Below are 25,708 nucleotides of genomic sequence, written 5' to 3' on the forward strand. Positions count from 1 at the left end.
ACGTCCAGGCACGGGGCGCCGACGGCTTAAAACCCGTTGATCGTGTAGCGGCGCTCGATTCCGGCGGTGGCCCGGCCCCAGGTGCTGCCCGCTACCCGTTCCTGGTGAAATTTGAAAGCAGCGGCATCGCTGAAATGCTCGTCGACCTGCCACACCAACGGTTCCCTTGTGGGCGTCACTGTGAATGAAACGCACCCAGCCTCAGCCCGCGTCAGCATGACGTGTTCGTCAAGGTGCTGCACGACGATGGCAATGTCGTTGGTGTTGCGGCACACGAGCTGTCCGCTCAAATAGACATCAGTCACTGACCCATCTTCGCGCATGAATCCCCTGGTCCAGGATTCATGGAGCCTATGTAACTTGCCGGGTCGGAAAGTCTTCAGATAGTCTTTCCATCATGGAAAACGATTTCGAACGGAACCCCTCGCCCGAGGAAGCCGCGGCCAGTCTCCGTGGCCTCGCTGCTGACCGGCAGGCGCTGGCCGATGGAGTGCACGTCCCGAAAACGCTGCTGGCCGCGCTCGGAGGGGTGGCGGCATGGTGGGTGGCTGGGGCCGCTGTGGCTAATCCAGGTGAAAACTACGCGCCACCATCTTCGGGGTGGCTGGCCTTGGTCGCAGCCCTGGTGACATTTCACCTGATCCGCCGTGAAACCGGAATCAGCTTCCGCAAGATGGGCCTGCGCGCTGGGCTCGTGACCGTGGCAATTATCGCGCTTTGCCTGATCCTCTTCTCAATCTCGCTCGGCCTGGTTTCGTTCGGCGCACGCTGGGCAGTTGTGCTGACCAGCCTCTCTGCCTTCGGCATAGTCTCTTGGCTCGCGGGCGTCGCCTTCCGTTCGGCGCTGGATCAGTTGCGCCAATGACTAAGGCCCGGTTCGACGACCTCATCCATGCGCCCGTGCGGCTGCGTATCTGCGGAGTGTTGCGGCAGGTGGATCAGATGGACTTCGCTGTACTGCGTGACACGCTCGACGTCTCAGACGCAACCCTCTCCAAGCACCTCAAGACGCTGGCTGAGGCCGGATATGTCAGCCTGAGTAAGGCTGCATCAGCCTCCCGAAGCGATGCCCGCCGCCTCACCTGGATCGCTCTCACTCCGGCCGGACGGGACGCCTTCGGCGCGCACCTGCAGGCGTTGCAGGAGATCGCCGGCATTCCCGAGTGAACCCGTCACCTGGTCATTGGCCCTCAAGAACGGCGGCGGGCTTTACCGACGGCGGTGTGAGCGTCAGTAACAGTGGGCTCGCTATGTGTCCGGTCCGGCTAAGGCGATCGAACCGAGCAGAGAGATTTTCAGCTCCTCGCTCATCCCCGTGGGAACGTCGAGGTCAACGGCCATGGCCAAGACCGATCGGCTGATGAAATTCCGTGCAGCGGCGGCCATCGTGATGTCCACGATTTCACGGTCGTTGAAGCCCAAGTCGCGGAGCCGCTGCGTATCCTCGTCTGTCATGCGGGCGGCGTCCGTGCAGAGTTTCACCGCGTAGTCCATCATCGCCACTTCCGCTTCGGAGAGGCCGGCATCGTGGAAGCCCCTTGCTATGGCCCGCAGCTGTTCTTCACTGAAAATGTGCAGAGACTTTTTGCCGTGGGCCAACAGGCAATGCGTGGAACCGATAGCTTGCGAGGCGGCCAGCGTCACAAGCTCATAGCGGCGGGGGCCTAAAGATGTACTGATGGCTTTGAGGAGTGAGTCGAAGGCGAGGTATGCCTCCGGGTTCAAGCTCAGTGCCTTCGTGTAGCTTGGAACATAACCGAGCGAACGCCGGTCGTCGTCATAAATTTCAGCGGTCAGGCCAGTGGCCTCGGCTTCAGGTGTCATTCGCAGGATGGCCATGAGAGCTCCTCGGTCCGGCCGGCAGCGGAATGCAGCCGGCGCTGCCTCTTCCCAGCAAGGAGGTCGTGATGTGGACCCATTGTCGCTTCCGTCCGGGGAATAGTAAATGGCTGAGTCCCCCATTGACGCGCCGCCTTTCCCTGGTGAGCTGAGCTTCGCGCGCAGGCCCAAACTTGCGTGCGGTTTCGGCGTCTGGGGTGCACCTTCTGCTCAGGAACCTGATCTGGTATTGGGCGCCGGCAAGGGCCACAGTATGTCTATCTGGACCTGACGAACTGGCAGGAGGCATTCAATGGCTGGCGAACGGTACGTCTTAGTCACCGGTGGCGCGCGCGGCATCGGCAGGTCCATTGTCCAAAGGCTTGCAGCAGACGGCTGGAGTGTCGTTGCCACCTACCTCACGGGCCTCCACGAAGCGAAGGAACTGGCCCGCACTCTCGATGTCAAGATGCACCAGGTGGACCTGGCGGACCGAGCAAAAACAGTTGAGTTTGCTCATCGAATCTGTGATGAATTCTCACTGGACGCTTTGGTCAATAATGCTGGGATTCTCCAGAAGCAACCGTTCGAAGAGATGACGCTTGATGCTTGGGACAGGACGCTGGAGGTCAACGTCACAGCCCCTCTGATCCTTGCCCAGGCGATAGGCCCACGCCTTTCCCCTGGTGGCAGTATCGTCAATATTGCCAGTACGGACGCCTACGTCGGCTCCTACCGGAGCATCGCCTACTCAGCCAGTAAGGCGGCTCTTCTCTCAGTCACCCGGAGCCTCGCGAACGTGCTCGGACCCCGGAACGTCAGGGTCAATGCGGTAACGCCGGGCTGGGTCGATTCCGGGATGCTGCCGGAGTCGTACACTGCGGCAAACCTCACTCCACTCGGCCGGAACGGGAGTCCCGAAGACATCGCGAAAGTCGTCGCCTTCCTCCTGAGCCCGGAGGCTGGGTTCATCACCGGAGCAGCGATCGTGGCCGATGGTGGGTACACGGGCGCTGATTACTTTATGAAGAAGGAGGATGAAACCTTCCACTGACGGTCCGCGCCCTAGGCTGCCGCTGACCTTCCACCCACTATTTCTGCTGGCGGCCGCGTCACCTGACGACCTCGGTGACGGCCTCCAGCCCATATCCGCATCCGCCGTCGGACTGTTGCCACGGTGTAGGCTCAAGGCCATCAAAGCCTGAGGGGGCAGAGCGATGAAGCGACGTGAACAAGAGCGGTTGACGGAGGACCGCCGCGCATCCGTCAAGCTCGGTTCCTGGATGAGCCTGGTGGCAGTGGTCCTCGTGATGATCCCATCAGTGTTTCGGCTCATCACCGAGCCACTCCGCTGGGGTGACGCGGCAATGGTGACGGCCGGGACAGCGCTTGCCGCTTTCCACATCGTCAGACTGGCCCGCCTGAAGCGGATGCCACAGGCCCGGCGGCGGGAAGGGACGGGTGCCAGCTAGGACAGCTCCTATCCGGCACCAGCTATAGCTAGACTTAGCCGGGTAAGGACGGATTGGGGGATCCAGGGCGGCGGTGCCGCTGCTCCGCTGGTCGGTCGCCGACAGCGAAGCAATGATAACCATGACCTTCTTTCAGGACCTGCCTGTACCCGAAGAACCACGGCGCGGCAGGACCGTCAGGTACGTTCCCCCAGCATGGGCGGGTGCACCGGCCCATGAACTGCCTGCAGTTGTTCATATTGGGCAGTTCCTGCATCGCAACCGCAACTTTGTGTTGGCCGTCGAGCTCGCGAAGGTGTATTCGACCGGCTGCTCGATAGATCTGACATGGACACTCCGTCGGGGTGAGGAAGACGATAAAACCTGGGCTGAGCTGAATGGGGCGTTCTTCGGTCACCCCCACAGCATGCAGGCCATTGAACGACGTCCTTTCTCAGCTCTCCTCTTCGGTGTCCAACTGGCCGACGGGACCAAGGCCAGGGCGGATTCAATGCTGCACTCCCGCTATCCACCAGGAACTGCGAAGCAGCCCGACCCGCCGATCCTCATCCTGCAGGGCAACGGTGGCAACGGCGGCGACGACGAAATGGCCGGTAAGGGCAGCCTGTGGCTTTGGCCGCTGCCGCCAGCCGGGGACCTCCACCTGGTAGCCCAATGGGCAGAACTCGGAATGCCCGAAACGTCCGTCACGATTGACGGCGGCCGGCTCCGGGAGGCCGCAGCGGGCGTTCAGAAGTACTGGCCGGCGGAGCGCGGGCCATCATGATGGCGCTCGACAGCTTGGTCTTGGCCGCTGTCTTCTCGGCGGTGCTTGTGCTCTTCCTGGCTCAGCCCAGCCGCTTGGAAAGCCGCAGCAGGTGCCTGTTGAGGACAGCCACACCGCAGCACAGCCAACTTCGTGCTGAGCAGAGGCCAGTCCGTCTCAAAAGGTGATGATACTGGTGAGGCCAAGCCCGACCCGAGTCGGTAATCCAGGACTACAGTGGATGCATGGCTCCCAGCCGCCATCCGCTTGACGACCTGCGCGAAACCATCGGCCATCTGGCTGATCAGCTCAAGCTGCCCAGTTCGGAGCGTGTCGACGACCTGGTCGGCGATCTCATCGGTGCGAGGCCCGGCCCGGCAAGGCCGCTGGCCGAGGTGCAGGCCGAGCTCGACGCGCTGGTCGGACTGGAGACTGTGAAGGAACAGGTGCGGGCCCTCGTGGCACTGCTCCAGGTCCAGGCACGGCGTAAGACGCACGGCCTTCCGGAGGTGGCCACATCACAGCATCTCGTGTTCCTCGGAAACCCGGGTACAGGCAAGACCACCGTGGCGCGGCTCCTGGCCGAGATGTACCGCGCGGTCGGACTGCTGCAGAAAGGCCACCTGGTCGAGGTCGACCGTTCGGGCCTGGTGGGGCAGTACGTGGGCGCGACCGCCATCAAGACGGACAGGGTGATCAGGCGTGCGCTGGACGGCGTCCTGTTCATCGACGAGGCCTACGCGTTGGCCCCCGAGGACGGCCGGATGGACTTCGGGCCCGAGGCGATCGAGGTCCTGCTCAAGCGGATGGAGGACCACCGACACCGCCTGGTCGTGATCGTGGCCGGATACCCGCGGCTGATGGAGTCCTTCTTGCTCTCGAACCCTGGACTGCGCTCCCGGTTTGCCCGCGAGATCACGTTCCCCGACTACTCCGTGGACGCACTCCAGACGATCTTCCACCAGATGCTGGCCCAGCACGAGTACACGCTGGAGCCGGGTGCGGACCAGATGCTGCACCGCATCTTCACCGGGCTCCACGCGGGCGAGGACTCCGGCAACGCAAGGTTCGCCCGCACGCTCTTCGAGCAGGCGCTCAACCGCCAGGCGCTGCGGCTGTCGCTCGACGAGGAACAAAGTCTCGACGCGCTCGATCGTGAGGCCGTCATGACGCTTACCGCGGACGACATCGTCGAGGCCGCGCTGGCCTTGGGCGAGGAGCCGGACCCGGAACCGGACCCGACGCCGGAACCGGAACAGTCACGTTGGTGGCGCTGGCTTGCCTGAGGACCGGATGTCCTAGTAGTCGATGGCCTTCCGGTCGATGGACTTGAGGGCGGCGAGCCGTGCTTCCACCTCGGTCTGCTCACCGAGGTCTTCCAGGGAGGCGAACTGGGCTTCCAGCGATGAGGCGGCGAGTTCCTGCTGGCCGCGGACGGTGGCCTCCTGGCGGCGGATGTTCTCCTCGTAGCGGCCAATGGCAGAGGTCGGGTCTCCTGCGTCCAGGGACTTGAGCGCATCGTTGACCTGGGACTGGGCGGCGGCGACGCGGGCCCGGTTCACCAGCTGGTTGCGCTTGGCAGTGAGCTCCCCGAGCTTGCCTTTCATCTGGTCCAGCCCGCCCTTGAGCTGGTCAACGATCTGGTTCTGCGCGACGAGGCCCGGCTCCTGGGCCTTGGCAGTCGATTCGGCGTTCATCTGCCGCTGAAGGGCGAGCCGGGCGAGGGCATCGAACTTGTCGGCGTCCACGCTATTCCCGGCGGCCCGAAACTCGTCGGCTTTCCGGGAAGCGGCGATGGCCTTGTTGCCCCAGGTGTTGGCGTCGTTCACAGCCCGCCGGTAGTCCTCTTCGGCCATACGGACGTTGCCGATCGTCTGCGCGACCGCGGCCTCGGCTTCGCGGATGTTGGCCGAGTAGTCCCTGACCATTTGGTCCAGCATCTTCTGCGGGTCTTCCGCGGAGTCCAGGAGGGCGTTGATGTTGGCCTTGGCCAGCTGGGCAACTCGGGCGAAAATACTCTGCTTCACGGGGGTCTTTCTATCGGGAATGGAATTCAAATTTTACGTGTACGGCACCGCCGGGGACCAGCACCGGATCTGTCGGCCCACCTAGTCCCGCTGCCGGCGTCCGCGCACCCTGATGACCTCGGCGATTCCGGCCAATGCCATCGGGAACGCCACCACGGCGGCCAGGTGGCGTTTGAGGTCGTACGGGGAATCCATCGTCGCCCAGCCCACCAGAATCCCTGGCAGGCCGACGCAGGCCGTCACCCAGGCCCGGTTGTCCCGTGCGCCGGACCAGACGGCGGCCGCGAGGGACAGGGCGCAGCCGGCGAAGATGTAGGCCCTACCGACCCAGACCTCTTCCTGCTCGCCCTGGGCCGGAAGCCCGATATGCCAGCCGGCCCGCCATATCCCATAGCCGATCAGGACCATCGACGCGAGGACGAGCAGGATCCAGGCTATGGTTCCAGCCTTTCGGCGCCTTGGTAGAGGCATCGCCTTCACGTGCCTGTTCCTTCCGCGACCACCCTCAGGGTTTTGTCCCCGCAGATGAGACGCAGTTCGTCGCCAGCGCTGTCCAGCCGGCAGTTCTGGTCCTTTACCCGGGGCCACCCGGAGATTTCGGGGGCGTCGCGGACCCGCTTGTAGTGGAACTCGTCGTGCTCCGTGTAGATGGCGACAGCATCGCCGTCGAAGCCATCCTGGGACACGAGGGCCGAGGTTCCATCCGCGGCCACGAACTTGACCGTGTCACCAATCCCGAACGCGCTAAGGGTCGCGAAGAGAAAGATGAGGCCGAAGTAAGGCACTGCGGCCGCGGCCGAGATGCCCGTGATCCACCCGGCGATGCGTCGTGGGACGTTCTTGGGGATGCGGCCGATCAACGCCGGAAGCAGGAAAAGCAGGCCGACGGCGCCGGACAGGAAGGCCACAACCAGGAACCACGAGGCGATGGAGTCAGCAGGGATGACGACGTAGAGCAACAGGTCCTCACGTGCGGCTGCCCGGTAGGCCCCGTAAATGGCATGGTATGCCCAGACACACGAAGCCGCCGCGACGATGAAGGCTGTCCCCCAGACTTCGCGGCGTCTCATGGGTTGGGTTCGTCCGAACGCTCGCTGCCAGCCCTGGTCCGGGTGTCCTCTATGGTCTGTGTCACCCCAGCATGAACGACCTCCAGCAGGGCGAGTGCCAGCATAACCAGCAGGGTCTCCAGCGCCAGCACCGCTGCGAGGACCCCTGCAAGGGAGTCGTCCTTCCATTCCGGTGGCACGGACCTGCTCGCCTGAACGCCAAGGAGGAAGAACACTAAGGCCGTCACCGCCAATCCACCAAACAAGACCCAGCGTGTGTACCGGTAGGCCCGATGACCGCCAACACCCAGGCCTGCATGCACCAACCAGAGGACTCCGGCCACGACGGGCAGGACAATGAAGGGGCTCATCGACCGGACGTCGCCCCGGCCCTGACATGGACGGACAGGTCCTCAATGGCCGTGGTATCCCCGAAATCCATGTGGAAGTCCTTGACATGCACAAGCGGCTCCGCGGCCGCGCCCCCCAAGCTCATGGGGCTCAGCCTATCGGTCAACGAGGGCAACACGCGGAACGTGCGTCAGCCGCCCTCCTGTAGGCTCAAGCTCAAAGTCTGAGGGGGCAGAGCAATGAATTACAGCCACGGCCGTGCAGGCTTGATGGCCGCACTGGCAGCACTCCTGATCACCGGGTGCGCACCGGCGTCGTCATCGTCCGGTTTCGCCGCTTTGGACCGTGAGGCCACCGCCGAGGACGTCCTGCCCGAAAGTGTCGTTATGGGCCCGGTGGAGGGCGTGGAGATAGAAGGCGTCCGTCTCCTCACGGAGCATGAGGGCATTCGTTTCTTTGGCGGCCGGAGCGGTGACGGCAGCACCACATGTGTAAGCGCGGTAATCGACCAGACTCCTCTGAATTGGATCACCGGCTGCGGCGGAGCCCCTGACTCCCATCGTGAGATTGTCACAGCGAGTCTTAGCGGGGTCATCACCGTCGTCCTTGTCGGAGACAGCGTCGACACCTCAAGGTTCGTCGAAGACGGCCTCGAGCCCATCCACGACAATCTCCTGATCGCCAAGCCATGACACCACAGGAAGGTACACCGGCCGCTTCCCTCGAAAGGGGCCCGGATGGTCCTGCTGAACGCGCGCATCAGAGCCCAGGAATCGCTAACATCCGCGAAAACTCGGACGATTACCTCTTGAGGCCTAAAATACTGACATGCCTACACGTGTTCATGAATTTGACTGGCCTGATCGGGTCGTCGTCGGCACCATCGGCCTTCCAGGGGCACGGACGTTCTACCTGCAGGTGCGGGCAGGGTCTCAGATCGTCAGTATCGCTATGGAGAAGCAGCAGTCGGCCCTGCTCGCAGAGAAAATCGACGAAATTCTCGACCAGCTACTCAACGTCGAGGGCAACCCTCACAGCGTTCCCACGAGTACTCCCATTGAACTGGTGGACAATGACCAGCTCGAAGCCGTTCAGGAGCAGTTCCGCACCGGCGCCATGAGCTTGGGTTGGGACCCGACCACGGCACAGGTCGTCATAGAGGCCTACCCGCTCGCCGATGTTGATGCCGAGGATGACGGGGCACTTGAGGAGGACGGCGCTGAAGTGCCCGAAATGCTGTTGGTCCGGATGCCGGTGGGTACCGCCCGCGCCTTCGCCAAGCGCACGCGTGAGGTTGTGGGCGCAGGGCGTCCCGCGTGCCCGCTCTGCGGTTACCCGGTGGACCCAGACGGACACGTCTGCACTCTTCCCGAGGTCTGATGCCGGCGCCCGACCTGCTGACTGCCGAGCTGACGCTCACAGGACGAATTACGACGGCGTCCAACGCCACCTTCGTGGGCAGCATCGGCGACACGACCGTCGTCTATAAGCCGATAGCCGGGGAGAAACCGCTATGGGATTTTCCCGACGGCGTCCTTGCCCACCGGGAGGTTGCCGCCTACCTGGTCTCGGAGGTCCTCGGCTGGAACGTGGTGCCCCGCACCTGGCTGCGCGATGGACCCTTGGGCGAAGGGATGGTACAGCTGTGGCAGGAGACAGACCCGGGCCAGAACGCGGTGGACCTCGTCGCTTCTGACGACGTCCCGGAAAGCGGGTGGAAACACGTCCTCGAAGGTCAGGATGAGGAGGGACGGATAGTCGCCCTCGTCCACGAGGACACGCCTGCACTGAGACGAATGGCGGTGTTCGACGTCGTCGTGAACAACGCCGACCGCAAAGGCGACCACATCCTTGCCATGACAGACGGACACCGGCACGGCGTCGACCACGGGCTTACCTTTCACCGTGACCACAAGCTGCGCACGGTGCTGTGGGGGTGGCTGGGAGATGCCCTGACGGTCGAGGAACTTGAGGGCATCGACAGTGTCAGCGCCGGGCTGGACGGTGAGCTGGGCCGAAACCTGGCCGACCTGCTCACCGCCGAAGAAATTGCGTCGCTCGCCGCACGCTGCGCCCGGTTGCGCTTGACGGGTCGCTTCCCGGCTCCGAGCGGTCAGATGTCGGCGGTGCCCTGGCCGCTGTTCTGAGGGAGTTCTGGCTGCGGGCTTCGGTGATGCTGCTTTGCCGTGCCGGCAGCCGCATCGCCGAATCCCTCGCCAGGCTGGAGTCCGTCTGATGCCCTCGGGCTCAGGGGAACCTGCAGGGCAGCACGCGAAGGCCTCCTCGGAGACCATTCGACTTCACATGCACCAGCAGGGGCTGTCCTTCCCAAGGCCCAAGTTTTCATTCGATCTAGACACTAACGCTCAGCATACTTACTTTTAATCTGTGACCGTGATGCGCTTGTTGGCCCGTCTGGAATGGGCGCGACTCGCGCTGGCCCAAAGACCGGAATAACCGACATAAGGAGAGCGTCATGCCGACAGTGCGAGAGATCATGACCGGCGGCGTTGAGTGTATTGGTGAAAACGAAACGCTGGAGGCGGCCGCCAGAAAGATGAAAGAACTGGACGTCGGGGCATTGCCCATCTGCGGCGAGGACAACCGGCTCAAGGGCATGGTCACCGACCGAGACATTGTCATCAAATGCTTTGCCGAGGGTGGAGACCCCCGCGCGGCCAAGGCGGGCGATTTTGGTCAAGGCAAGCCGGTGACAGTCGGCGCAGATGACTCTATCGAAGAAGCCATCAGGACGATGCAGGATCACCAGGTTCGCAGGCTGCCGGTCATCGACGGTCACAACTTGGTCGGCATCCTCACCCAGGCAGACATCGCCCGGAACTACCCTGAAGACCGCGTCGGAGAGCTCGTAGAGCTCATCTCGTTTTACTAGGTTTGCAAATCAAACGCTAAGCATGCTTAGTATGGTTGTAGCCGAATGCGAACGGGCGAACGGCTCGAGACGGAGAATCGAGAAGGGTGCGCTCAGCGAACGGGGCGCACCTTTTTCGTGCCCTAGGCATCGAGGGCGCCCCGATAGCTGCCACCGTGGGGATTGGGGCAGGTGAAGGGTGCTGATTGCTCTGAACGACGAGAGTGGCGCCGCTCGGGGGCTGCGATCCGCTTAGCGGCCGTAACCACGTCAGGGTCGAGAGCGCGGGGCCAGGTTTTCGACGTCGCAAATGGTTTCTTAGAAAAATCCGTCGGGTCGTGCGACTGGCAGCGCCCGAACAGGGGTAGGATCGTTCGCCGCAAACAAAGGGTGTACTTACAAACGACCGTTGACGAGGTTTGGACCGCGTGCCAACGTTGGTTTATGTCCGCAGGTACTATACGAGTCGCTGCAATCCAGGCCACTTCAGTAATCCTCGATGCTGAGGCAACGGTGGCGAAGGGAGTCAACCTCCTTAAGGAGGCATCACAGCAAGGTGTGAAACTCGCGGTTCTACCTGAACTCTTCATTCCCCTATACCCGTCAAGCATTTGGGCTTACAACGCAGGCCGATTCGACGGATTTGATGACTTCTGGGCCCGTCTCTGGAACAACTCCGTGGACGTGCCAGGACCTCTCATTGACCGCTTCATCTCCACCTGCGCGGAGCACGACATTTACTGCATGCTTGGAGTCAACGAAAGGGAATCGTCCAGACCCGGAAGTCTCTACAACACAATGGTCCTGCTTGGTCCTGAGGGCTTGCTCCTGAAGCATCGCAAGCTAATGCCCACACTGCATGAGCGTTTGTTCCATGGCATTGGCAACGGGCAGGACCTGACTGTGGCGGATACTCCGCTCGGCAAAGTTGGCGGCCTCATCTGTTGGGAGAACCGGATGCCTCTCGCTCGATATGCCCTTTATGAACAGGGCGTGCAGATCTGGGCAGCTCCGACGGCCGATGATTCTAAGGGCTGGCTCTCCACGATGGCTCATATAGCCATTGAATCGGGTGCCTACGTGGTGTCGGTCCCCCAGTACATTCCCCGGTGCGCTTTTCCCGACGACTTCCCCGTCCAGTTGCCTGACAGTGACGAAGCGCTTGGACGGGGCGGTGCCGCGATATTTGAGCCAGTCAACGGACGCGCCATAGCCGGTCCTCTTTATGATCAGGAGGGGATCGTTACCGCCGACATAGACCTAGGCCGGTCTCTCGCTGCCAAGCGATACTTCGACGTCGTGGGGCACTACAGCCGCGAAGACGTCCTCCGCCCGCCTGCCTGAGCGAAAGACCGCCACGGCTACCGCGGGTAGCTGACTTAACCCAGCCCCTGGAGGTGCCTGTTCATTGCGCCCCACATTTGGAGGAGTTCCTCAAGCGGTGTTCCGCCATGTTGCTGCAGGAAACGGTCGTAGTCGTGACGCGCCGGTTCGGCAACATGATGTGCCCAAAGCCTTTTATGCGATGTTGCCCAGTCCAGGTACCTTGAGCGGGAACAAAGGGGTCAGTAGGACTCTCCATCGGACTCGAGGTGCTGCTTCTGGCCTTCATCCTGCGCTCCGCCTGGACCTGGCCCCGCACCGCATCGTCGACGACTATGCCGACCAGCCGTAAGGCCGAACGCGCCCAGCAACAAGCGTGAACCCAAGGGCAGTCCCCGTCCTGTTCAGAGCCATCTGCCTCGGTGCCGCGGTGTGGGCCCTGGGCTTGCGCACGCAATGGTAAGCATGCTTATGATAGGCGCAGTCGGATGGGGATGCGACTGCGAGGGGAATCGAGATAGGGTGCGCTCAGCGAACGGGGCGCACCTTTTTCGTGCCCTCACGCTGCGGAGTTGCAACCAGGATTCCCGGCCCCTCAGTCCTAGACTTTCGGCATGCACCCCCTAGTTGCAATCGGCCTGGTGCTCCTCGGCGCGATTGCCTGGACGGTCACCATCCTGACCATGCTGATTGTTCTGGTGAAAGCCCGGCGCGGGCCGCCAGACGAAGTCAGGCGCGTTCAGGGTGTGGAGATCCAAAGCTCCGATGAAAGGGCGGCTTAGACATTACCGGGCGCCGCCTGCTGCCACCCCTGAGCCCCTTGCCGCTCGCGTAGCCTAGGGGCAACGACAATTGGGGTAGTAATGAATGTGAGTCCGGCCTTTGGCATCATCGGCACCCTGTATGCGGTCGTCACGGTGGTGCTGGCCGCCTTGGCGATCTATGCCCTGGTGTTGGTCATCATCTTCCTCCCGCTGCGGATCGCCGAGCTGAAGCGCGCCGAGCGGGCCTGGGACAGCCCTCTGAACTGATGGAAACGACGAGAACTGAGATAGGCCGACCTCCGGAACGGCTCATCTTCACCGATGTGCAGCGCGGACCAGACGGCGTAGCGCTCAGCATGGTCGTGGCCGTGGAATTAGGTAGCCTCACGGCCGGGCGCGCGGTGTTGCCTCCTTACGAAAACGGGTTCGCGGATCTGGCGGTCTATGTCGCCGACCTTGCAGAGAACTGGCGCGGCTGGAGCGGGACCAAAGCGTACGAGTCCTTCAAACACGACTTTTTGCTGAGTGCGGTCCACATGGGAAGCCACGTTGAGCTTCGCTTCACGCTGCAGGATCCAAAATTCCACGACGCTTGGACTGTTGGCGGCAAGCTGACACTCGACCCAGGTGAAGAACTCACGCGTGTCAGCGAGGACCTCACGGAACTCCTCATGCCGGAGCGGCCAGTCCCATGACCGAAATTAAGCGGCCGGCACTGAACCAGGAGTGGGTCCGGATGTACCGACTGGGATCCCGACCCCGAAGATTCCCACTGTGCCGGCGTTGCCGAGACCACGGTCCGCTACCACCTGGGGATTGCCGCCAGGCAGGACCGGTCCTTCGGGCTGCCCACAAGCTGCCGCCAGCGCCCTCTCCCCCGCCTATGCCGCCGTCGACACGACCCCGAACTGGCGCGACCAGCCGACCAAACGCGACGCCGACGCAGCCCGCTGGAAGCAGCACCTGGCTGAGGTGGCTGGCTACTTGGCCGCCGGCAACGAGTGGCCGCAGGTCTACAAGACCGACGACCGGGCCGAGCGGGTCCTCGGGGTCTGGCTGCACACCCAGCGCATCGACTACCAGGCCGGGAAGCTGACCGCAGCCAAGGAAGCCCGGCCGAACAAGGACGGATTGGGGGATCCAGTGAAGCACAGACTCTGGCTGGTCTTCGCGGTGATCCTGGCGTTGGGGGTCACAGTACACTTCGTGGTCCGCTCCGCCGAGGACAGGGTGGCGGATCGAATGCGTTCGGGTGCCGGGCGGTTTGTCATCCCCGCCGAGTGGAAGCTGCCGACGAGATTGTCCGGCCCGAGCGGTTCATGTGCATTAGCACGAACCCGTGTCCCAGCCTCTCGCGTCGCTGGGAGGCCGGGAAAGAGCTGACTGACGCCGACGTCGCGGCCCTAACGTCGGGACTTGGATTCACAATGACGACTGACCACCCGTGCGAGCGAGATGCGAGGGTCATCGGCGTCGGCGTTATTTGCATTTTCACTGGCACGGACGGCGAGTTCAGATACTGGCTCGCTGTCACGAGCCCCGGTCCGGGGGAACCCCAGCTCGTCGCGCTGAACTCAGGCCACGGTATGTGCCGGACTGGCTACTCCGGATCCCCTCTCCCCTTCCTTGGTGCTGGGCTCTCCGCAATAGGCTGGCACGTGGCGCTGGGAGTGCGGTTTTCACGGAAGCTTCCCGCACAGCGCTGACTGGAGCACGTGGACGAGGCGGCTTAGAGCCCCTTGATCGTATAGCGGCGCTCGATCCCGGCCGTGGCACGCCCCCAGACGCTGCCGGCTGCCCGGTCCTGGTGAGGTCGGAAAGCAGCGGCATCGCGGAAATGTTCGTCAACCTGCCACATCAATGGGTCACCGGTAGGCGTCACGCGGAAAGAAACGCAGCCGGCTTCAGCCTGCGTCAGCAGGAGGTGGCAGTCAAGATGCTGGGCGACGATGGCAACGTCCTCGGCGTTACGGCACACGAACTGTCCGCTCAGATAAACATCAGTCACTGAGCCATCTTCTCGTATTCGCACCGACTTCCGTCGACAGCCGCCATTCCGCACTATCCAGGGACCCTTCCGGGTGACTGAACGTGGCGGGCGCTCCTCTCCCTGAAGACCTGAACCTCGACGTCGACCTCAACGACTGACGCGGAGGTCCGCAGCCCCGGACGTTTTCCCTCATGAACCGAACGTGAACGACTCGATGACTACCCCGGCTCCTGCTCCTTCGAGGTTGGTGGCTACTCGAACAACTCCACGCGCGGTTCGCCCTGAACACCGCTGCGCTGCATAGCGTCCCTTAACTCGCCCCTGCCTACGAACGCCCTGGCGGTCTCGACGTTGTCGAAATGATGGATTACGAGGACGTTGTTCGGATCATCGGCCATGCGGTGTACCGACTCCTGGGTCACCCCGCCGTCCCTCTGCATGTCGGCAACGGAGTCGTAGACCTTGCGCCAGGCGTCATAGTCGGCGACCCGGTGGAGGATGAGTGCAACAGTCATCGTGCTTCTCCTTTGAAGCGTGACGTGCTGGTCCTTGGGACCGGCCGTGGGTCGTGAACGCCATGACCTTGGTCTTGGACGGCACGTGCACAATTGTCTGCAACGGCGCAGGATTGGGCCGCCACTGGCTGTGTTACTCCCGCCCGGGCAGGCTGTCAACGGGCTGTGCCAACCCTCGCCGCCGTCCGCTCCTCCTAGCACCAGAGGCCACCCCCGGCTACGCGGAGAATTTTGCCGGGTTGTCGGCGCCCACGTGGTGGAAGACGACGACGACCACGGGTCGGGTGTCGACGGACAGGGTCGCGACCGTCCGGAGTGGAAGCGGGAAGCACCTTCGACTTCAATAGTTGAGCGTCCTAGCATTGAGGCCCAACAAACCGCGGAAGATTCGCGGGGGTCAGCGACAGGTTTCAGGGTACGTTGATTTATCGAACCGGGACTTACCCGGTGCTAATACCTGGACGGGGATCCGTCATTACGGATGGAGGGCCGTGAGCAGGAACGTCATTCAAACCACCATTGATGACTTCATGAAGAGTGCCGGGTTCTCGAAGAAAAGCGGATCTTGGTACCGCACCACTGATGAGGTGATCACGGTGGTGGAACTGCAGAAGTCGCAGTATGGATTGCAGTACTTTGTGAACATCGGTCTCTGGCTGCGCCCCCTCGGAAAGGCGACAGCCCCAAAGGAGCAGGTGTGTCATGTTCGGACACGCCTTTCAGGGCTTGTTGGAAATGAGGAAGGCCAGCTCGAAGCGTTACTGGATCTCGGCGTCCCGACGCCGGATAGCGAGCGGGCAGAGAAGCTCACGACTTTCTTCGAGGCCCACATGGGGCCTGCGCTGGAGCCGGTTGCGAGTCTCGAGAGTCTTCGCGCCGGCGCCGGCAGGAAAGTGGTCGCTGCGTCGTTAGTCAGGGGCCCAGCGCAAGGGCTGCTGGCTGTGTAGGTATCTTCCACGGTGTACCCCGTGAGGTCGTCTACGATGGCTGCTTTACAGGTGAGGCCGTTCAAAGGGTCCATCGTGCTCCCAGGCAACGCTGCCGGCGGCCGCGTACCCTGATGGCCTCGGCGACCCCGGCCAGCGCGAAAGGGAATGCCACGACAGCGGCCAGGTGACGCAGCAGGCTGTACGGGTCCTCCAGAGCCGCCCAGCCCACGAGGATCCCTCGTAGCCCAACGCAGACGCTCACCCAGACGGGGTTGCCCCTGACATGTGACCAGACCCCAGCCGCCAGCCGCGAGGGACAATACGCAACCGGCGCTGATGTATAGGCCACCAATCCTTGCCTTTTCGAGCATCGTCGGCTCTGGCGCCCAAATGAAGAACATCGTCCTCGCCAGACCGATACCGATCAGGATCATCGAGGCGAGGATGAGCAGGACCCAGGCCATGGTCGCGGTTTTCCGCCTGACCTCAGTTGACTCTGGCTTGGTCCAAAGCATGATCAGCCCCCGGTGTCCTCGACGTCGTAAAAGGCCACCGTTTGCCCGAGTCCACGGCTGAAGAAGTCCAGCCCGGTGTTTTGATACATGCCGATACCGAAAAGTCCGGCCATGCCCTGATACCCGAAAGTCACGCTTACATGGCGTCCGCCTTCGGAACGATCGACCTTGGTTGGCATGCCGCTGACAGGCGTCTCGGAAACGGACCTGTCCCCTGTGCAGACGATTGCCCGACGCTCAGTGAGCCCGTATGTGGTGCGGAGCTTCCGCCGCTTCTTATAGATGAACCTGCCGAAGATGAAGTAAAGGCCGATCAGGACGAAGGGGACGCCTAAGAGCAAAAGTAGGGTTGCTTGGCCGTGGTGGCAGCCTTGAACTCCCAGAAGATTGCGAAGCCCCAGAGAATGCTGAACGGCACCAAAAAGGCATCCGCACCGGTAAAACTAACCTTTGGATCTGGTTGGCCAGCCCATAACAGCCGCTCACCTTCACGGAGGAGCGGACGAATCCGGGTCCTTGGATCATTCATGCCCGAAGTCTTCAACAGCAATATCACGACGGAAATGGGTACCCTCCCCAACCCGCGGCCTCATCAGCGGTTGCACATGCGGCTTGTTCCTGGACCGGGAGACACCCGGTGGACGGGACGGTTAAGCGGGTAGCGTGATCGGAGTCGATGCCAGGCCGGTCCTCCCCCGCCCAGACGCTGAAAAGACCCCGTGCCCGCAAGGGCTCGGGGTCTTTGCAGGATTCCGGGTTTCGGATTTCAACAAGAGGGTTGGACGTCAGGAGGACTATTTAGAAGTCCCAGTCCTCGTCTTCAGTGTTTACGGCCTTGCCGATCACGTACGAAGAACCGGACCCGGAGAAGAAGTCGTGGTTCTCGTCAGCGTTCGGGGACAGTGCCGAGAGGATGGCCGGGTTCACGTCGGTGACCGAAGCCGGGAACATTGCCTCGTAGCCCAGGTTCATCAGCGCCTTGTTGGCGTTGTAGTGCAGGAACTTCTTGACGTCCTCGGCCAGGCCGACGCCGTCGTAAAGATCATGCGTGTACTGGACTTCGTTTTCGTACAGCTCAAAAAGCAGCTCGAACGTGTAGTCCTTGATTTCCTGGCGGCGCTCCGGGGAAACGGCTTCCAGGCCGCGCTGGAACTTGTAGCCGATGTAGTAGCCGTGCACCGCCTCATCGCGGATGATCAGGCGGATCAGGTCGGCGGTGTTCGTCAGCTTGGCGCGTGAGGACCAGTACATGGGCAGGTAGAAACCCGAGTAGAACAGGAAGCTCTCCAGCAGGGTGGAGGCCACCTTCCGCTTCAGGGGGTCGTCACCCTGGTAGTAGTCCATGACGATCTGGGCCTTCTTCTGAAGGTTCTCGTTCTCGGTGGACCAGCGGAACGCCTCGTCGATCTCCTTGGTGGAGGCCAGCGTCGAGAAGATCGAAGAGTAGCTCTTGGCGTGCACGGACTCCATGAACGCGATGTTCGTGTACACAGCTTCCTCGTGCGGGGTCAGCGCATCCGGAATCAGGGAGACAGCTCCGACAGTGCCCTGGATGGTGTCCAGCAGGGTCAGGCCGGTGAACACGCGCATGGTGAGCTGCTGCTCGGCCGGCGTCAGCGTGTTCCACGACTGGACGTCGTTGGACAGCGGCACCTTCTCCGGCAGCCAGAAGTTGTTGACCAGGCGGTTCCAGACATCCACGTCCTTGTCGTCCTGGATCCGGTTCCAGTTGATGGCCTCGACGTGACTAAGCAGCTTGACCTTCTCGGTCATGACATCCCCTAAACGTTGGGTGGTTTTCTCTAAGTTAAAGCGTACGACGGCGGGCGGGCACCCGCCGTCGTACTTCACAATTTAGTTGAAAGTACAACTAAAGCATGCAGCTGACGCAGCCCTCCACCTCGGTCCCTTCCAGCGCGAGCTGGCGGAGACGGATGTAGTAGATGGTCTTAATGCCCTTCTTCCAGGCGTAGATCTGGGCCTTGTTGATGTCGCGCGTGGTGGCGGTGTCCTTGAAGAACAGCGTCAGGGACAGGCCCTGGTCCACGTGCTGGGTGGCAGCGGCGTAGGTGTCGATGACCTTCTCGTAGCCGATCTCGTACGCATCCTGGTAGTACTCCAGGTTGTCATTCGTCAGGTACGGCGCCGGGTAGTACACGCGGCCCAGCTTGCCTTCCTTGCGGATCTCGATCTTGGACGCCACCGGGTGGATCGAGGAGGTGGAGTTGTTGATGTAGGAGATCGAGCCCGTCGGCGGAACAGCCTGCAGGTTCTGGTTGTAGATGCCGTGCTCCATGACCGAAGCCTTCAGCGCCAGCCAGTCAGCCTGCGTGGGGATGTGCACGTTCTTGAACAGCTCGCGGACCTTCTCGGTCTGCGGCAGCCATTCCTGCTCCGTGTACTTGTCGAAGAACTCGCCGGAGGCGTACTTGGACTTTTCGAAGCCGCCGAAGGTCTGGCCGGTTTCGATGGCCAGCAGGTTGGAGGCGCGGACCGCGTGGTACACCACGGAGTAGAAGTAGATGTTGGTGAAGTCCAGGCCCTCTTCGGAACCGTAGTGGACCCGCTCACGCGCCAGGTAGCCGTGCAGGTTCATCTGGCCCAAGCCGATGGCGTGGCTCTGGTCGTTGCCCTTGGCGATCGACGGCACCGAGGTGATGTTGGACATGTCAGACACAGCGGAGAGGGACCGGATGGCCGTCTCGATGGTCAGGCCGAAGTCCGGGCTGTCCATGGTCTTCGCGATGTTCAGCGAGCCCAGGTTGCAGGAGATGTCCTTGCCGGTGTCGTCGTAGGACAGGTCATCGTTGTACGTGGTGGGCTGGGAGACCTGGAGGATCTCCGAGCACAGGTTGGACATGATGATCTTGCCGTCGATCGGGTTGGCCCGGTTCACGGTGTCCTCGAACATGATGTACGGGTAGCCGGATTCGAACTGGATCTCGGCGAGCGTCTGAAAGAACTCGCGGGCCTTGATCTTGGTCTTCTTGATCCGGGAATCGTCCACCATCTCGTAGTACTTCTCAGTGACCGAGACATCGGAGAACGGCATGCCGTAGACGCGCTCGACGTCGTACGGGGAGAACAGGTACATGTCCTCGTCGCGCTTGGCCAGCTCGAAGGTGATGTCCGGGATCACGACGCCGAGCGAGAGGGTCTTGATGCGGATCTTCTCGTCCGCGTTCTCGCGCTTGGTGTCCAGGAACCGGTAGATGTCCGGGTGGTGCGCGTGCAGGTACACCGCACCGGCACCCTGGCGGGCACCGAGCTGGTTGGCGTAGGAGAAGCTGTCTTCGAGGAGCTTCATCACGGGGATGACGCCGGAGGACTGGTTCTCGATCTGCTTGATGGGCGCGCCCACCTCACGGATGTTGGTCAGGGCAAAGGCCACGCCGCCGCCGCGCTTGGACAGCTGCAGGGCAGAGTTGATGGACCGGCCAATCGACTCCATGTTGTCTTCGATGCGGAGCAGGAAGCAGGAAACCAGCTCACCGCGCTGCTTCTTGCCAGCGTTCAGGAACGTGGGTGTGGCCGGCTGGAAGCGGCCTGCGATGATCTCATCAACCATCTGCAGGGCGAGCTGCTCGTTGCCGCGGGCCAGGTGCAGGGCAACCATGCACACGCGGTCCTCGTAGCGCTCCAGGAAACGCTTGCCGTCGAACGTCTTCAGCGTGTAGGACGTGTAGAACTTGAACGCGCCCAGGAAGGTCTCGAAACGGAACTTCTTCTTGTACGCACGGTTGAACAGGTCACGGATGAAGTTCATCGTGTACTGGTCCAGCGTCTCGCGCTCGTAGTAGTCGTTCTTGACCAGGTACTCGAGCTTCTCTTCCAGGTCATGGAAGAACACGGTGTTGTTGTTAACGTGCTGCAGGAAGTACTGGTGCGCGGCCTCGCGGTCAGCCTCGAACTGAATCTCGCCGTTGGGGCCGTACAGATTCAGCATCGCGTTCAGCTCGTGGTAGCCGAGGCCCTTGTACGCGGCCGGCATCTCAGGCTTTTTGGCCCTGGTTACTTCTGTGTCTGCGACAGTCGTGTCCAAAACGTGTCCAATCCATTGTTTACGCGGGCCACGTCTTCTGGCGTGCCCATTAATTCGAAGCGGTAGAGGTGCGGTACCCCGCACTTGGCGGCGATGATGTCCCCCGCCATGCAGTAGTTGTCCCCAAAGTTTGTATTGCCGGCGCCAATGACTCCGCGCAGCAGTTGCCTGTTCTGCGGGTTGTTCAGGAACCGGATGACCTGCTTGGGCACGGACCCCTCTCCCCCGGTGCCGCCATAGGTGGGAACCACCAGCACAAACGGCCGGGTGGCGAGGAGGGGTGCGTCCTTGGCTAAAAGCGGAATCCGCGCAAGCTCACGGCCAAGCTTCGAGACAAAGCGGCTGGTGTTCTCGGATGCCGAGGAAAAATAGATGAGCTGGCTGCCGGTGACAACCGCCGGGACCGGGCCGGAGGAATCCACGCGCTGAGCCCCGTGGGTGTCCTGGGCTGCTGGCACTGCCGTAAGAGTCACCTCTGCTGGTTGTCGGTCCGGCGGCAGGGAACGTGTCCCTACGCCACAGAGGAGACGGCCGAGAGGGCCAGTTCCTCGATCTTGTCCGGGCGGAAGCCTGACCAGTGGTCCTGATCGGTAACAACAACGGGTGCCTGCATGTAGCCCAGTGCCTTCAGGCGCTCAAGGGCATCGGCGTCCTGGGAGATGTCGACGCTCTGGTAGGTGATGCCCTTCTTGTCGAGCGCGCGGTAGGTGGCGTTGCACTGAACACAAGCAGGCTTCGTGTAAACCGTTACGGTCATGGTTCCTGTCCCCTTTTCTGGAAAACTTGCTCGTCCGGTGTCCCCGCCAAGCTGTACCTAGATACTACATCTAGTGCAGACGCCTCTTTGGAACCCCAAGATGATGTATTACAAGTATGTCATTTAATGCACTTTTAATCCACAGGCAGGGGGCCTCAAAATGTCCGGAATCCCGCTGATTTTGTGGACGGAGTCCACACCCTGTGGAGTACTTAGCCACAATTTTCACCCAGCGTGTCGGGGGAAAGACGGCGTGTCGGGCGGGGCCGGCTCCTGGTGGACAGGAGGCACGGATCACTGCATGTTGTGATCCATTCGGCCCGCGACGGCGTCCTGCCGGAGCCGTAGCATCGAAGGTGCGGGAGCACTTTCCCGGGAAACACGCGGCAGTGACGGCGGCAGTGCTGTCAGCAGATGAGGACCGATGGAGAGGGCTCAGCGATGAAACTCACAACACTGGCATGGACGGCGGTTGCGACAGCGGCCACTGCTGCTGCGGGAGGCGCAGCGACAGACCCGGACAGCCGCTGGTACCTTCGGCTGCGGAAGCCCGAGTGGCAGCCCCCGGCGATTGCCTTCCCTGTTGTGTGGACGGCCTTGTACGCCGACCTCGCAGTGGCTTCCGCCGTCGCCCTGGACAGCGCCGCTCAACAGGACAGTGCGGCTGAGCGGGACGGCGCTGCCGGGAGTGTGTCGACAAACAGCAAGGCCCCCCGCCGGGAGACCCGAGCCTACCGGGGTGCCCTTGCCGCGAACCTTGTCCTCAATGCCACCTGGAGCTGGCTGTTCTGGCGCTCCCGCCGGCCCTGGCTGGCTGCGGCGGAGGCCGCGCTGCTGGCTGCCAGCAGCGCGGACCTGGTGCGGCGCACCTACCGGTTAAATCCCCGGGCCGGAGCAGCCCTCGCCCCTTACGCCGCCTGGTGCGGTTTTGCCACCGTCCTGTCGACGGCGATCGCCCGGCTCAACCACGGAAAGCACTAGCCGCACGGCTGGTTGAGCCGGCGATGCGGACGGAATTCCGTCCGCAGACCGGCAGCTACAGCTGCGCCTCCCGGCGGTCCAGCACGATTTGCTGGACATCCAGGTAGCCCGACTGGAATCCTGCCCGTGAGTAGCACAGGTAGAAGAGCCACATCCGCTGGAACACCGCGTCGAAGCCCAACTCCCCCACCTCACGGGACTTTTCCATAAACCGTTCCTCCCACAGCCGCAGGGTGGCTGCGTAGTGGTCGCCCATGCCCATCCGCTCGCGCACCCGGAGCGTGGTGTGCTGCTGGGTGACGCCCTCGATGGCGCGGACGGAGGGCAGGAAGCCGCCCGGGAAGATGTACTTGTGGACCCAGGTGTAGGCGTTCCGGGTGGCGAGCATGCGGCCGTGCGGCATGGTGATCGCCTGGATGGCGACTTTCCCGCCGGGAGCCAGGACCCTGTCGATGGTCTGGAAGTAAATGGGCCAGTACTCGTAGCCCACCGCTTCGATCATCTCCACGGACACGACGGCGTCGTACTCGCCTTCCACGGCACGGTAGTCCTGCAGTGCCACAGTCACCTGGTCCGCATATCCGGCCGCCGCAATGCGTTCCTGGGCGAGGGCCTGCTGCTCGCTGGACAGGGTGACGCTGTAGACGGTGGCGCCGCGGGCCGCAGCCCGAAGTGCCAGTTCACCCCAGCCGGTCCCGATTTCCAGGAGGCGGGTACCGGCGCCGACGCCGGCCTTGTCCAGCAGCCTGTCAATCTTCACCTGTTGTGCTTCCGCCAGCGCCTCCCAGCCAACGGAGGTCAGCGGTCCCGCCCCAAGCGGGAACAAAGCCGACGAATAGCTCATCGTGGTGTCGAGGAAGGTGGAGAACAGGTCGTTGGACAGGTCGTAGTGCCGTGAGATGTTGCTGCGGGTGTTCTGCTCGGCGTTCCGTTCCTGGCGCGGCGTGCGCGGCAGGTACAGTGCACGCAGCTTCTGCAGGGGCGTGGGAATGAGTGTGTCCACCGATGCGGCAAAGACCTCCAGGACCCCTGCCAGGTTGCTCGCCTCCCAGTCGCCGGCCATGAATGATTCGCCCAGCCCGATCAAGCCGTTGTCACCGATCCGCGCCTCAAACGCCTCCGGCCGGACCATGGTCATCACCGGCGCATCCGGACCGCCTATGCCAAGGACGCTGCCGTCCGGGTACTCCACCAGAAGGGGCAGCCGCTTCACGGCCCCCTTGAAGAGGAGTCCGGCGGCCTTGCCGGCTACAGCTGCTTTAGCTCCCGACGGCGGTTGCGCAACTTCCGGCCACAGCTCCGGATCGATGATCGCGGGCGACGCCGGCACGCCAGTTGCGGTCCAGGCTGCGGCGTAGTGCGCGCCGGTCTTCCCGCCGGTGGCAGCTGCGGTTGTCCCGTTGTCGTCCGTCATTGTCATTGAACTGCCTCCTGTGAAGCGTGGTGTGGCCGGGCGACGACCGGCAGGCGTCTTGCCCAGAGTGTAATGCCCTGCACCCGGATGAGTGCGGAAACCAGCAGCGGCGCGGCCGGAACAGCGGCCGCAGCAGCCAGGATGTTCGGCAGGGTGGCGGGCCGGCGCGTGCCGTCCATCGAGGCCACGAACGGCTTATGCCCTTCGCGTTCCAGCACGATGGACACCGCCAGCCGCTCCCCGGGGGCGGGCAGCTTCATGCGGTACTGTCCGTCCACGTCGTTGAACGGGGACACGTAAAACGCCTTCGGCACCGAAGCGCGTCCCGCCGTATCGGTCTCCAGCAGGTAGCAGTGGCGCTCCCCGTACGTGTTGTGGACCTCAGCAACCACGCACTCAAGGTCGCCGTTGGTCCGGTAGCACCAGAAGATCGACAGGGGGTTGAAAACGTAACCGAAAACCCTGGCGCTGGCCAGCATGTGGATCGCGCCGCCGTCGGGCTCTATGCCCTGGGTGCGCAGGTAGCGTTCCACGTTGCTGCGGATGGAGGCATCGGGATCCCCCAGATGGTCGCCGGCACGGAACACCGCGAGCGGCCGGAGCAGGAACGGCAGGCGTGGCAGATGATCGACGTCCACGAACCAGCTGTAACTGCGGTAGGTGAACGCGTTTTTCAGCGGCGTGCGACGAACGTGGGAAATGGCGGTGCGGTAGATCGCTGCATCCGTGCTCATGCAGGTTCCGCCGCGGAAAGCAGCTCCCGTTCTTCGTCGTCCCGGGAGCCAAGCGGATCAGCAGCCACGGGATGCGGCCAGGACCGCCCCAGTGCTTCGGCTGCCCGGACACCGGACAGTGCACCGTCCTCGTGGAAACCCCAGCCCAGGTAGGCGCCGGCGTAGGCGATCCGGTCATCAGTGAGACCGGCAATTGCCTGCTGTGCCTGCAGGGATGCCGGGGTGTACTGCGGGTGCTCGTACACCATCCGCTCCAGGACCCTGCCGTCATCGATCAGCTCCGACTCCCCCAGGCTGACCAGGTAAGGCCTGCCGTCCTGCGGGCTGAGCCGCTGGAGCCGGGTGAGGTCGTATGTGACCAGGACTTTGTCCGGCCGTGCTTCACAGGAGGGGAGGCGGTAGTTCCAGGACGCCCTGGCGTTGTCCGAGGAAGGCAGCACCGCCGGATCCTGATGGAACACGGTGTGGTTGATGGAGTAGGGCATCCCGCCGAGGGCGTCCTTTTCCTCGGGGGTGGCATCGGCAAGGAACCCCAGGGCCTGCGCAGGATGGGTTGCAATGACGACGGCGGCGAAGTCTTCCAGCCCGCGGTCAGTTGTGATTTCCACACCGCCGGGATGGCGCCGGATGGCGGTGACGGGGGTGTTGAGCCGGACATCCTTCAGCGTGGCGGCCAGCTTCTCCACGTACCGGGCTGACCCTCCGCTGACCGTCCGCCACTGTGGCGACCCTTTGACACCCAGCATGCCGTGGTGGCTCAGGAAGGTGAAGAGATAGCGCGCCGGGTAGGCCAGCGCGGTGGTGGGGTCGCAGGACCAGACAGCGCTGACCACCGGCGTCATGAAGTGCGAGATGAAGTAGGGGCTGAAGTTCTCCTGCTCCAGGAACTCACCCAGGGTCTGCTCGGCAACACCCCGTTCCGGATCGACCGCAGCCAGGGGGGCCGTCTCCAGGAGTGCGCGCGCTTTGCCATAGAAGCGGGTGACCTCAAGCAGCATGAGCAGGTACCGCCCGCGCAGAAGGTTGGAGGGACGGGCAATGATGCCACGTCCACCGTCGCGCGCTCCGGCGTACTCCAGGCCGCAGCCGTCGCACCGGATGGACATGCTCATCTCGGAGTCCTGCGTCTCGACCCCCAGCTCGGCGAACAGCCGAAGCAGGGTGGGATAGGTCCGCTCGTTGTGCACGATGAAGCCGGTATCGACGCCGATCACCGACCCGTCCGCCTGCGGCAGGTCATGGGTGTGGGCATGGCCGCCCAGCCGTGAGTCCGCTTCGAACAGGGTGACGTCGTCCTGCCGGTTGAGGACGTAGGCTGCGGTCAGGCCGGCCACGCCGCTGCCGATAACGGCAACCCGGCGCCTGCCGCTTCCGGATACTGCTGGGTCAGGTGACAATTCATGCTCCTCT

Annotated in this window: 35 protein-coding genes; 17 read left to right on the forward strand and 18 right to left on the reverse strand. The window is 62.8% G+C overall.

The features are described from left to right. Positions 1–26: 26 nt before the first annotated feature. Positions 27–305, reverse strand: coding sequence for a putative quinol monooxygenase (locus CXX84_RS05870; protein ID WP_102975892.1), 279 nt, complete (start codon positions 303–305; stop codon positions 27–29). 92 nt (positions 306–397) lie between these two features. Here CXX84_RS05870 and CXX84_RS05875 point away from each other — a divergent pair, with 92 nt between their 5' ends. Then, a complete protein-coding gene (locus CXX84_RS05875) occupies positions 398–865 on the forward strand; it encodes a hypothetical protein (RefSeq protein WP_102975747.1) in 468 nt (155 codons plus the stop codon). Continuing rightward, on the forward strand, positions 862–1,167 hold the full coding sequence (locus tag CXX84_RS05880; RefSeq protein WP_102975748.1) for a transcriptional regulator: 306 nt from the start codon (positions 862–864) through the stop codon (positions 1,165–1,167). The genes CXX84_RS05875 and CXX84_RS05880 overlap by 4 nt, the downstream gene beginning before the upstream one ends. Positions 1,168–1,248: 81 nt before the next feature. Here CXX84_RS05880 and CXX84_RS05885 read toward each other — a convergent pair whose 3' ends face one another. Further along, complete coding sequence (locus CXX84_RS05885; protein WP_102975749.1) at positions 1,249–1,839, reverse strand: carboxymuconolactone decarboxylase family protein; 591 nt, start codon at positions 1,837–1,839, stop codon at positions 1,249–1,251. A 292-nt stretch (positions 1,840–2,131) separates the two neighbouring features. On the opposite strand from CXX84_RS05885, the gene CXX84_RS05890 reads away from it, so the two are divergent. From CXX84_RS05890 to CXX84_RS05905, 4 genes are all read left to right on the forward strand, one after another. Further along, a complete protein-coding gene (locus CXX84_RS05890; protein ID WP_102975750.1) occupies positions 2,132–2,872 on the forward strand; it encodes an SDR family NAD(P)-dependent oxidoreductase in 741 nt (246 codons plus the stop codon). Positions 2,873–3,035: 163 nt separating this feature from the next. Beyond that, positions 3,036–3,290, forward strand: coding sequence for a hypothetical protein (locus tag CXX84_RS05895; RefSeq protein ID WP_146031836.1), 255 nt, complete (start codon positions 3,036–3,038; stop codon positions 3,288–3,290). Between the two features lie 406 nt (positions 3,291–3,696). Then, positions 3,697–4,056, forward strand: coding sequence for a hypothetical protein (locus CXX84_RS19270; protein ID WP_223252988.1), 360 nt, complete (start codon positions 3,697–3,699; stop codon positions 4,054–4,056). A 224-nt stretch (positions 4,057–4,280) separates the two neighbouring features. Next, entirely contained in the window at positions 4,281–5,321 is a 1,041-nt protein-coding gene (locus CXX84_RS05905) for an AAA family ATPase (RefSeq protein WP_102975752.1), read from the forward strand. A 12-nt stretch (positions 5,322–5,333) separates the two neighbouring features. On the opposite strand, the gene CXX84_RS05910 is transcribed toward CXX84_RS05905, so the two are convergent. The 5 genes from CXX84_RS05910 to CXX84_RS19430 all read right to left on the reverse strand — a co-directional run bounded on the left by CXX84_RS05910 (position 5,334) and on the right by CXX84_RS19430 (position 7,607). After that, positions 5,334–6,062 (reverse strand): PspA/IM30 family protein, encoded by a 729-nt coding sequence (locus tag CXX84_RS05910; RefSeq protein WP_102975753.1) that lies wholly within the window; start codon positions 6,060–6,062, stop codon positions 5,334–5,336. 81 nt (positions 6,063–6,143) lie between these two features. Continuing rightward, positions 6,144–6,533, reverse strand: coding sequence for a hypothetical protein (locus CXX84_RS05915; RefSeq protein WP_223252989.1), 390 nt, complete (start codon positions 6,531–6,533; stop codon positions 6,144–6,146). Positions 6,534–6,538: 5 nt separating this feature from the next. Further along, positions 6,539–7,132, reverse strand: a complete 594-nt coding sequence (locus tag CXX84_RS05920) for a hypothetical protein (RefSeq protein ID WP_102975754.1) — start codon at positions 7,130–7,132, stop codon at positions 6,539–6,541. Next, a complete protein-coding gene (locus CXX84_RS05925; protein ID WP_102975755.1) occupies positions 7,129–7,482 on the reverse strand; it encodes a hypothetical protein in 354 nt (117 codons plus the stop codon). The genes CXX84_RS05920 and CXX84_RS05925 overlap by 4 nt, the downstream gene beginning before the upstream one ends. Then, positions 7,479–7,607 carry a hypothetical protein gene (locus CXX84_RS19430; RefSeq protein WP_262982124.1) on the reverse strand — a complete coding sequence of 43 codons (129 nt, stop codon included), beginning with the start codon at positions 7,605–7,607 and terminating at the stop codon, positions 7,479–7,481. The genes CXX84_RS05925 and CXX84_RS19430 overlap by 4 nt, the downstream gene beginning before the upstream one ends. 94 nt (positions 7,608–7,701) lie before the next feature. Between CXX84_RS19430 and CXX84_RS05930 the strand changes: the two genes are divergently transcribed. The 9 genes from CXX84_RS05930 to CXX84_RS05960 all read left to right on the forward strand — a co-directional run bounded on the left by CXX84_RS05930 (position 7,702) and on the right by CXX84_RS05960 (position 13,804). Next, positions 7,702–8,154, forward strand: coding sequence for a hypothetical protein (locus tag CXX84_RS05930; RefSeq protein ID WP_146031837.1), 453 nt, complete (start codon positions 7,702–7,704; stop codon positions 8,152–8,154). A 136-nt stretch (positions 8,155–8,290) separates the two neighbouring features. Continuing rightward, a complete protein-coding gene (locus CXX84_RS05935; protein ID WP_102975757.1) occupies positions 8,291–8,842 on the forward strand; it encodes a DUF3090 domain-containing protein in 552 nt (183 codons plus the stop codon). Then, the gene (locus CXX84_RS05940) at positions 8,842–9,609 is read left to right on the forward strand and encodes an SCO1664 family protein (protein ID WP_102975758.1); all 768 of its coding nucleotides are present in this window, start codon (positions 8,842–8,844) and stop codon (positions 9,607–9,609) included. The genes CXX84_RS05935 and CXX84_RS05940 overlap by 1 nt, the downstream gene beginning before the upstream one ends. A 329-nt stretch (positions 9,610–9,938) precedes the next feature. Beyond that, positions 9,939–10,355 carry a CBS domain-containing protein gene (locus tag CXX84_RS05945; RefSeq protein WP_102975759.1) on the forward strand — a complete coding sequence of 139 codons (417 nt, stop codon included), beginning with the start codon at positions 9,939–9,941 and terminating at the stop codon, positions 10,353–10,355. A gap of 423 nt (positions 10,356–10,778) precedes the next feature. Further along, a complete protein-coding gene (locus CXX84_RS05950) occupies positions 10,779–11,678 on the forward strand; it encodes a carbon-nitrogen hydrolase family protein (protein ID WP_146031838.1) in 900 nt (299 codons plus the stop codon). A gap of 593 nt (positions 11,679–12,271) precedes the next feature. Further along, positions 12,272–12,439 carry a hypothetical protein gene (locus CXX84_RS19085; RefSeq protein ID WP_189337512.1) on the forward strand — a complete coding sequence of 56 codons (168 nt, stop codon included), beginning with the start codon at positions 12,272–12,274 and terminating at the stop codon, positions 12,437–12,439. Between the two features lie 81 nt (positions 12,440–12,520). After that, complete coding sequence (locus tag CXX84_RS19090) at positions 12,521–12,688, forward strand: hypothetical protein (RefSeq protein WP_189337513.1); 168 nt, start codon at positions 12,521–12,523, stop codon at positions 12,686–12,688. Beyond that, complete coding sequence (locus tag CXX84_RS05955; protein WP_102975761.1) at positions 12,688–13,116, forward strand: DUF6228 family protein; 429 nt, start codon at positions 12,688–12,690, stop codon at positions 13,114–13,116. The genes CXX84_RS19090 and CXX84_RS05955 overlap by 1 nt, the downstream gene beginning before the upstream one ends. A gap of 88 nt (positions 13,117–13,204) precedes the next feature. Then, positions 13,205–13,804 carry a helicase associated domain-containing protein gene (locus CXX84_RS05960; RefSeq protein WP_146031839.1) on the forward strand — a complete coding sequence of 200 codons (600 nt, stop codon included), beginning with the start codon at positions 13,205–13,207 and terminating at the stop codon, positions 13,802–13,804. Positions 13,805–14,150: 346 nt separating this feature from the next. Here CXX84_RS05960 and CXX84_RS05965 read toward each other — a convergent pair whose 3' ends face one another. After that, positions 14,151–14,429, reverse strand: coding sequence for a putative quinol monooxygenase (locus tag CXX84_RS05965; RefSeq protein WP_102975763.1), 279 nt, complete (start codon positions 14,427–14,429; stop codon positions 14,151–14,153). 233 nt (positions 14,430–14,662) lie between these two features. After that, positions 14,663–14,926 (reverse strand): cyclase, encoded by a 264-nt coding sequence (locus CXX84_RS05970; protein ID WP_102975764.1) that lies wholly within the window; start codon positions 14,924–14,926, stop codon positions 14,663–14,665. Between the two features lie 491 nt (positions 14,927–15,417). Between CXX84_RS05970 and CXX84_RS05975 the strand changes: the two genes are divergently transcribed. Then, positions 15,418–15,873 (forward strand): DUF4304 domain-containing protein, encoded by a 456-nt coding sequence (locus tag CXX84_RS05975; RefSeq protein WP_102975765.1) that lies wholly within the window; start codon positions 15,418–15,420, stop codon positions 15,871–15,873. A 499-nt stretch (positions 15,874–16,372) separates the two neighbouring features. Here CXX84_RS05975 and CXX84_RS05985 read toward each other — a convergent pair whose 3' ends face one another. The 6 genes from CXX84_RS05985 to nrdH all read right to left on the reverse strand — a co-directional run bounded on the left by CXX84_RS05985 (position 16,373) and on the right by nrdH (position 21,169). Further along, on the reverse strand, positions 16,373–16,711 hold the full coding sequence (locus tag CXX84_RS05985) for a hypothetical protein (RefSeq protein WP_102975766.1): 339 nt from the start codon (positions 16,709–16,711) through the stop codon (positions 16,373–16,375). Beyond that, on the reverse strand, positions 16,702–16,899 hold the full coding sequence (locus CXX84_RS18970) for a hypothetical protein (RefSeq protein ID WP_146031840.1): 198 nt from the start codon (positions 16,897–16,899) through the stop codon (positions 16,702–16,704). The genes CXX84_RS05985 and CXX84_RS18970 overlap by 10 nt, the downstream gene beginning before the upstream one ends. 269 nt (positions 16,900–17,168) lie before the next feature. Further along, positions 17,169–18,143 (reverse strand): class 1b ribonucleoside-diphosphate reductase subunit beta, encoded by a 975-nt coding sequence (nrdF, locus tag CXX84_RS05990; protein ID WP_013601219.1) that lies wholly within the window; start codon positions 18,141–18,143, stop codon positions 17,169–17,171. A gap of 97 nt (positions 18,144–18,240) precedes the next feature. Next, positions 18,241–20,361, reverse strand: a complete 2,121-nt coding sequence (nrdE, locus tag CXX84_RS05995; RefSeq protein ID WP_102975767.1) for a class 1b ribonucleoside-diphosphate reductase subunit alpha — start codon at positions 20,359–20,361, stop codon at positions 18,241–18,243. Positions 20,362–20,381: 20 nt separating this feature from the next. Next, complete coding sequence (gene nrdI / locus CXX84_RS06000) at positions 20,382–20,834, reverse strand: class Ib ribonucleoside-diphosphate reductase assembly flavoprotein NrdI (protein WP_102975768.1); 453 nt, start codon at positions 20,832–20,834, stop codon at positions 20,382–20,384. An 89-nt stretch (positions 20,835–20,923) separates the two neighbouring features. Next, complete coding sequence (nrdH, locus tag CXX84_RS06005) at positions 20,924–21,169, reverse strand: glutaredoxin-like protein NrdH (protein WP_009356333.1); 246 nt, start codon at positions 21,167–21,169, stop codon at positions 20,924–20,926. Between the two features lie 441 nt (positions 21,170–21,610). Here nrdH and CXX84_RS06010 point away from each other — a divergent pair, with 441 nt between their 5' ends. Beyond that, positions 21,611–22,150 (forward strand): TspO/MBR family protein, encoded by a 540-nt coding sequence (locus CXX84_RS06010; protein ID WP_102975769.1) that lies wholly within the window; start codon positions 21,611–21,613, stop codon positions 22,148–22,150. A gap of 55 nt (positions 22,151–22,205) precedes the next feature. Here CXX84_RS06010 and CXX84_RS06015 read toward each other — a convergent pair whose 3' ends face one another. The 3 genes from CXX84_RS06015 to CXX84_RS06025 are packed head-to-tail and all read right to left on the reverse strand — an operon-like array spanning position 22,206 to position 25,695. Beyond that, positions 22,206–23,570 (reverse strand): class I SAM-dependent methyltransferase, encoded by a 1,365-nt coding sequence (locus CXX84_RS06015; RefSeq protein ID WP_189337514.1) that lies wholly within the window; start codon positions 23,568–23,570, stop codon positions 22,206–22,208. Then, positions 23,567–24,298: a DUF1365 domain-containing protein gene (locus tag CXX84_RS06020; RefSeq protein WP_102975770.1), complete on the reverse strand. Its 732-nt coding sequence runs from the start codon at positions 24,296–24,298 to the stop codon at positions 23,567–23,569. Before CXX84_RS06020 ends, CXX84_RS06015 begins: the two co-directional genes overlap by 4 nt. Then, positions 24,295–25,695: an NAD(P)/FAD-dependent oxidoreductase gene (locus CXX84_RS06025; RefSeq protein ID WP_102975771.1), complete on the reverse strand. Its 1,401-nt coding sequence runs from the start codon at positions 25,693–25,695 to the stop codon at positions 24,295–24,297. Before CXX84_RS06025 ends, CXX84_RS06020 begins: the two co-directional genes overlap by 4 nt. Positions 25,696–25,708: the final 13 nt, after the last annotated feature.

This window comes from Arthrobacter sp. AFG7.2 (assembly GCF_002892835.1).
Lineage (GTDB): Bacteria > Actinomycetota > Actinomycetes > Actinomycetales > Micrococcaceae > Arthrobacter.

Bases quoted from the DNA above. Each gene is read 5' to 3' on its own strand.
- CXX84_RS05935 (WP_102975757.1), top strand. From the start codon at position 8,291: ATGCCTACACGTGTTCATGAATTTGACTGGCCTGATCGGGTCGTCGTC.
- nrdH (WP_009356333.1), bottom strand. From the start codon at position 21,169: ATGACCGTAACGGTTTACACGAAGCCTGCTTGTGTTCAGTGCAACGCC.
- CXX84_RS06010 (WP_102975769.1), top strand. From the start codon at position 21,611: ATGAAACTCACAACACTGGCATGGACGGCGGTTGCGACAGCGGCCACT.
- CXX84_RS18970 (WP_146031840.1), bottom strand. From the start codon at position 16,899: ATGAATGATCCAAGGACCCGGATTCGTCCGCTCCTCCGTGAAGGTGAG.
- CXX84_RS05955 (WP_102975761.1), top strand. From the start codon at position 12,688: ATGGAAACGACGAGAACTGAGATAGGCCGACCTCCGGAACGGCTCATC.
- CXX84_RS05885 (WP_102975749.1), bottom strand. From the start codon at position 1,839: ATGGCCATCCTGCGAATGACACCTGAAGCCGAGGCCACTGGCCTGACC.
- CXX84_RS19270 (WP_223252988.1), top strand. From the start codon at position 3,697: ATGCAGGCCATTGAACGACGTCCTTTCTCAGCTCTCCTCTTCGGTGTC.
- CXX84_RS05945 (WP_102975759.1), top strand. From the start codon at position 9,939: ATGCCGACAGTGCGAGAGATCATGACCGGCGGCGTTGAGTGTATTGGT.
- CXX84_RS05950 (WP_146031838.1), top strand. From the start codon at position 10,779: ATGTCCGCAGGTACTATACGAGTCGCTGCAATCCAGGCCACTTCAGTA.
- CXX84_RS06020 (WP_102975770.1), bottom strand. From the start codon at position 24,298: ATGAGCACGGATGCAGCGATCTACCGCACCGCCATTTCCCACGTTCGT.
- CXX84_RS05930 (WP_146031837.1), top strand. From the start codon at position 7,702: ATGAATTACAGCCACGGCCGTGCAGGCTTGATGGCCGCACTGGCAGCA.
- CXX84_RS19430 (WP_262982124.1), bottom strand. From the start codon at position 7,607: ATGAGCTTGGGGGGCGCGGCCGCGGAGCCGCTTGTGCATGTCAAGGAC.
- CXX84_RS19090 (WP_189337513.1), top strand. From the start codon at position 12,521: ATGAATGTGAGTCCGGCCTTTGGCATCATCGGCACCCTGTATGCGGTC.
- CXX84_RS05970 (WP_102975764.1), bottom strand. From the start codon at position 14,926: ATGACTGTTGCACTCATCCTCCACCGGGTCGCCGACTATGACGCCTGG.
- CXX84_RS05915 (WP_223252989.1), bottom strand. From the start codon at position 6,533: ATGCCTCTACCAAGGCGCCGAAAGGCTGGAACCATAGCCTGGATCCTG.
- CXX84_RS05875 (WP_102975747.1), top strand. From the start codon at position 398: ATGGAAAACGATTTCGAACGGAACCCCTCGCCCGAGGAAGCCGCGGCC.
- CXX84_RS05890 (WP_102975750.1), top strand. From the start codon at position 2,132: ATGGCTGGCGAACGGTACGTCTTAGTCACCGGTGGCGCGCGCGGCATC.
- CXX84_RS05880 (WP_102975748.1), top strand. From the start codon at position 862: ATGACTAAGGCCCGGTTCGACGACCTCATCCATGCGCCCGTGCGGCTG.
- nrdF (WP_013601219.1), bottom strand. From the start codon at position 18,143: ATGACCGAGAAGGTCAAGCTGCTTAGTCACGTCGAGGCCATCAACTGG.
- CXX84_RS05925 (WP_102975755.1), bottom strand. From the start codon at position 7,482: ATGAGCCCCTTCATTGTCCTGCCCGTCGTGGCCGGAGTCCTCTGGTTG.
- CXX84_RS06015 (WP_189337514.1), bottom strand. From the start codon at position 23,570: ATGACAATGACGGACGACAACGGGACAACCGCAGCTGCCACCGGCGGG.
- CXX84_RS05895 (WP_146031836.1), top strand. From the start codon at position 3,036: ATGAAGCGACGTGAACAAGAGCGGTTGACGGAGGACCGCCGCGCATCC.
- CXX84_RS05940 (WP_102975758.1), top strand. From the start codon at position 8,842: ATGCCGGCGCCCGACCTGCTGACTGCCGAGCTGACGCTCACAGGACGA.
- CXX84_RS05905 (WP_102975752.1), top strand. From the start codon at position 4,281: ATGGCTCCCAGCCGCCATCCGCTTGACGACCTGCGCGAAACCATCGGC.
- CXX84_RS05920 (WP_102975754.1), bottom strand. From the start codon at position 7,132: ATGAGACGCCGCGAAGTCTGGGGGACAGCCTTCATCGTCGCGGCGGCT.
- nrdE (WP_102975767.1), bottom strand. From the start codon at position 20,361: ATGCCGGCCGCGTACAAGGGCCTCGGCTACCACGAGCTGAACGCGATG.
- CXX84_RS19085 (WP_189337512.1), top strand. From the start codon at position 12,272: ATGCACCCCCTAGTTGCAATCGGCCTGGTGCTCCTCGGCGCGATTGCC.